The sequence below is a fragment of the Acinetobacter sp. 'aerobic (ED)' genome, from assembly GCF_904886855.1.
Taxonomy (GTDB): domain Bacteria; phylum Pseudomonadota; class Gammaproteobacteria; order Pseudomonadales; family Moraxellaceae; genus Acinetobacter; species Acinetobacter courvalinii.
Genome location: NZ_CAJHGI010000015.1, coordinates 1 through 5,156, shown reverse-complemented (window position 1 = coordinate 5,156; position 5,156 = coordinate 1). Strand labels below are relative to the sequence as shown.

Genomic DNA, 5,156 nt, shown 5'->3' with positions numbered 1-5,156 from the left:
TACACTAAATCAAGTTATGTATTGAATTTATCTTGAATACAACAACTGTTTGGGTGTTGTATAGTCAAGCCTCACGAGCAATTAGTATTGGTCAGCTTCACACGTCACCGTGCTTCCACACCCAACCTATCAACGTCCTAGTCTCGAACGGCTCTTTAGAGGAATAAATTCCTAGGGAAATCTTATCTTGAGGTAGGCTTCCCGCTTAGATGCTTTCAGCGGTTATCCCTTCCGAACATAGCTACCCGGCGATGCGACTGGCGTCACAACCGGTACACCAGAGGTTCGTCCACTCTGGTCCTCTCGTACTAGGAGCAGATCCTCTCAAATTTCCAGCGCCCACGGTAGATAGGGACCGAACTGTCTCACGACGTTCTAAACCCAGCTCGCGTACCTCTTTAAATGGCGAACAGCCATACCCTTGGGACCTGCTTCAGCCCCAGGATGAGATGAGCCGACATCGAGGTGCCAAACACCGCCGTCGATATGAACTCTTGGGCGGTATCAGCCTGTTATCCCCAGAGTACCTTTTATCCGTTGAGCGATGGCCCTTCCATACAGAACCACCGGATCACTAAGACCTACTTTCGTACCTGCTCGACTTGTGGGTCTCGCAGTTAAGCGCGCTTTTGCCTTTATACTCTACGCGTGATTTCCGACCACGCTGAGCGCACCTTCGTACTCCTCCGTTACTCTTTAGGAGGAGACCGCCCCAGTCAAACTACCCACCAGACATGGTCCTCGCCCCGGATTACGGGGCAGAGTTAGAACCTCAACATTACCAGGGTGGTATTTCAAGGACGGCTCCATTAGAACTAGCGTTCTAACTTCAAAGCCTCCCACCTATCCTACACAAGTAAGGTCAAAGTTCAATGTCAAGCTGCAGTAAAGGTTCACGGGGTCTTTCCGTCTAGCCGCGGGTACACTGCATCTTCACAGCGATTTCGATTTCACTGAGCCTCTGCTGGAGACAGCGCCGCCATCATTATGCCATTCGTGCAGGTCGGAACTTACCCGACAAGGAATTTCGCTACCTTAGGACCGTTATAGTTACGGCCGCCGTTTACTGGGGCTTCGATCAAGAGCTTCGCTTACGCTAACCCCATCAATTAACCTTCCAGCACCGGGCAGGCATCACACCCTATACGTCCACTTTCGTGTTTGCAGAGTGCTATGTTTTTAATAAACAGTTGCAGCGGCCTGGTTTCTGTGGCTGCCAACAGCTCAGGGAGCAAGTCCCATCACCGTCAGCAGCGTACCTTCTCCCGAAGTTACGGTACCATTTTGCCTAGTTCCTTCAGCAGAGTTCTCTCAAGCGCTTTGGTCTACTCGACCTGACCACCTGTGTCGGTTTCGGGTACGATTCCTGTGTAACTGAAGCTTAGAGACTTTTCCTGGAAGCATGGTATCAGCCACTTCACTGTACAAGTACAGCTTGCTATCAGCTCTCAGCATAGAGCACCCCGGATTTGCCTAAGATGCATGCCTACTGCCTTCCACCTGGACAACCAACGCCAGGCTGACTTAACCTTCTCCGTCCTCTCATCGCATTACACAGAAGTATTGGAATATTAACCAATTTCCCATCGACTACGCCTCTCGGCCTCGCCTTAGGGGTCGACTCACCCAGCCCCGATTAACGTTGGACTGGAACCCTTGGTCTTTCAGCGAACGGGTTTTTCACCCGTTTTGTCGTTACTCACGTCAGCATTCGCACTTCTGATACCTCCAGCATACTTCTCAATACACCTTCATCGGCTTACAGAACGCTCCCCTACCACGTATACAAAGTATACATCCGCAGCTTCGGCACATAGTTTTAGCCCCGTTACATCTTCCGCGCAGGCCGACTCGACTAGTGAGCTATTACGCTTTCTTTAAAGGGTGGCTGCTTCTAAGCCAACCTCCTAGCTGTCTATGCCTTCCCACATCGTTTCCCACTTAACTATGATTTTGGGGCCTTAGCTGGCGGTCTGGATTGTTTTCCTCTTGACTACGGACGTTAGCACCCGCAGTCTGTCTCCCGGATAGTACTCATTGGTATTCGGAGTTTGCATCGGTTTGGTAAGTCGGGATGACCCCCTAGCCGAAACAGTGCTCTACCCCCAATGGTATTCGTCCGAGGCGCTACCTAAATAGCTTTCGGGGAGAACCAGCTATCACCAGGCTTGATTAGCCTTTCACCCCTATCCACAAGTCATCCCCTGGCTTTTCAACGACAGTGGGTTCGGTCCTCCAGTTAGTGTTACCCAACCTTCAACCTGCTCATGGATAGATCGCCTGGTTTCGGGTCTATACCCAGCAACTAAACGCCCTATTAAGACTCGATTTCTCTACGGCTCCCCTATGCGGTTAACCTTGCTACTGAATATAAGTCGCTGACCCATTATACAAAAGGTACGCAGTCACACCACGAAGGTGCTCCCACTGCTTGTATGCATGCGGTTTCAGGATCTATTTCACTCCCCTCACAGGGGTTCTTTTCGCCTTTCCCTCACGGTACTGGTTCACTATCGGTCAGTCAGGAGTATTTAGCCTTGGAGGATGGTCCCCCCATATTCAGACAAGGTTTCACGTGCCTCGCCCTACTCGTCATCATTATGTGTGCCCTTTCGTGTACGGGAATATCACCCTCTACGTTCGCACTTCCCAGAGCGTTCCACTAGAACACACATAACTTAATGGGCTGCTCCCCGTTCGCTCGCCGCTACTAAGGGAATCTCAATTGATTTCTTTTCCTAAGGGTACTGAGATGTTTCACTTCCCCTCGTTCGCTTCATAAGCCTATGTATTCAGCTTATGATACCCGCCTTATAGCGGGTGGGTTCCCCCATTCAGAAATCTCCGGATCAAAGGATATTTGCCGCCTCCCCGGAGCTTTTCGCAGGCTATCACGTCTTTCATCGCCTCTGACTGCCAAGGCATCCACCACATGCACTTAATTACTTGACTATACAACCCCAAACAGTCGTTAACACATACAAGTGAGTGTTAGCGTTGCAAACTTAATTGCTACTATTCGTTGTCTGTGAACTTAATCACCATACAGCTTCAATCTAAATTCATATACCAAAACGCTTGATTCAGTGTTTTTGCTAGTTCTCATTTCATTCAACTTAAACATCGAAATGCTTAAATCAAAGAATGAGTGAACAATTTATTTCAGACTCAATTCTACTAATCTGTTAATGATTAACTACCACCTCGTCGGTGCGTAGTAAACTGTGATAAATCACAGAAGTTAATAAGCGTTTAACTTACTAAGTTCTGTAATCTTTAGCCCGTACTCCGTAAAGTACGTGGTGGAGACTAGGAGAGTCGAACTCCTGACCTCCTGCGTGCAAAGCAGGCGCTCTACCAACTAAGCTAAGTCCCCAGCTTACAATCATAATGAACGATATATCTTAATCTCAGCTTCAGCTATCAGATTTGGTGGGTCTGACAAGACTTGAACTTGTGACCCCACGCTTATCAAGCGTGTGCTCTAACCAACTGAGCTACAGACCCTCAGATACATCTTCGAAGAACAACTTGTTGTGGATTCTTACCGGTCACCAATCTTTCGTTAAGGAGGTGATCCAGCCGCAGGTTCCCCTACGGCTACCTTGTTACGACTTCACCCCAGTCATCGGCCACACCGTGGTAACCGCCCTCTTTGCAGTTAGGCTAGCTACTTCTGGTGCAACAAACTCCCATGGTGTGACGGGCGGTGTGTACAAGGCCCGGGAACGTATTCACCGCGGCATTCTGATCCGCGATTACTAGCGATTCCGACTTCATGGAGTCGAGTTGCAGACTCCAATCCGGACTACGATCGGCTTTTTGAGATTAGCATCCTATCGCTAGGTAGCAACCCTTTGTACCGACCATTGTAGCACGTGTGTAGCCCTGGCCGTAAGGGCCATGATGACTTGACGTCGTCCCCGCCTTCCTCCAGTTTGTCACTGGCAGTATCCTTAAAGTTCCCATCCGAAATGCTGGCAAGTAAGGAAAAGGGTTGCGCTCGTTGCGGGACTTAACCCAACATCTCACGACACGAGCTGACGACAGCCATGCAGCACCTGTATCTAGATTCCCGAAGGCACCAATCCATCTCTGGAAAGTTTCTAGTATGTCAAGGCCAGGTAAGGTTCTTCGCGTTGCATCGAATTAAACCACATGCTCCACCGCTTGTGCGGGCCCCCGTCAATTCATTTGAGTTTTAGTCTTGCGACCGTACTCCCCAGGCGGTCTACTTATCGCGTTAGCTGCGCCACTAAAGCCTCAAAGGCCCCAACGGCTAGTAGACATCGTTTACGGCATGGACTACCAGGGTATCTAATCCTGTTTGCTCCCCATGCTTTCGTACCTCAGCGTCAGTATTAGGCCAGATGGCTGCCTTCGCCATCGGTATTCCTCCAGATCTCTACGCATTTCACCGCTACACCTGGAATTCTACCATCCTCTCCCATACTCTAGCTTCCCAGTATCGAATGCAATTCCCAAGTTAAGCTCGGGGATTTCACATCCGACTTAAAAAGCCGCCTACGCACGCTTTACGCCCAGTAAATCCGATTAACGCTCGCACCCTCTGTATTACCGCGGCTGCTGGCACAGAGTTAGCCGGTGCTTATTCTGCGAGTAACGTCCACTCATCTTAGGTATTAACTAAGAGAGCCTCCTCCTCGCTTAAAGTGCTTTACAACCAAAAGGCCTTCTTCACACACGCGGCATGGCTGGATCAGGCTTGCGCCCATTGTCCAATATTCCCCACTGCTGCCTCCCGTAGGAGTCTGGGCCGTGTCTCAGTCCCAGTGTGGCGGATCATCCTCTCAGACCCGCTACAGATCGTCGCCTTGGTAGGCCTTTACCCCACCAACTAGCTAATCCGACTTAGGCTCATCATTTAGCGCAAGGTCCGAAGATCCCCTGCTTTCTCCCGTAGGACGTATGCGGTATTAGCATTCCTTTCGGAATGTTGTCCCCCACTAAATGGCAGATTCCTAAGCATTACTCACCCGTCCGCCGCTAGGTCAGTTACCGAAGCAACCTTCCCCGCTCGACTTGCATGTGTTAAGCCTGCCGCCAGCGTTCAATCTGAGCCATGATCAAACTCTTCAGTTTAAAATCATTAGTAGCTTATGGCTACAAATCTTGGCTCATCAATTACTGACTTA

Annotated in this window: 2 tRNA genes and 2 rRNA genes; all 4 read right to left on the bottom strand. The window is 49.8% G+C overall.

The features are described 5' to 3' along the window. Nucleotides 1–60: 60 nt before the first annotated feature. Nucleotides 61–2,952: ribosomal RNA gene (locus tag JO943_RS18425) — 23S ribosomal RNA — on the bottom strand. A gap of 348 nt (nucleotides 2,953–3,300) precedes the next feature. Continuing rightward, nucleotides 3,301–3,376 (bottom strand) — tRNA-Ala (locus JO943_RS18420). 54 nt (nucleotides 3,377–3,430) lie between these two features. Further along, nucleotides 3,431–3,507: transfer RNA gene (locus JO943_RS18415), tRNA-Ile, on the bottom strand. Nucleotides 3,508–3,566: 59 nt separating this feature from the next. Next, nucleotides 3,567–5,103, bottom strand: a 16S ribosomal RNA gene (locus tag JO943_RS18410). Together the 16S and 23S rRNA genes with 2 tRNA genes alongside form the textbook arrangement of a ribosomal RNA operon. Between the last annotated feature and the right edge of the window lie 53 nt (nucleotides 5,104–5,156).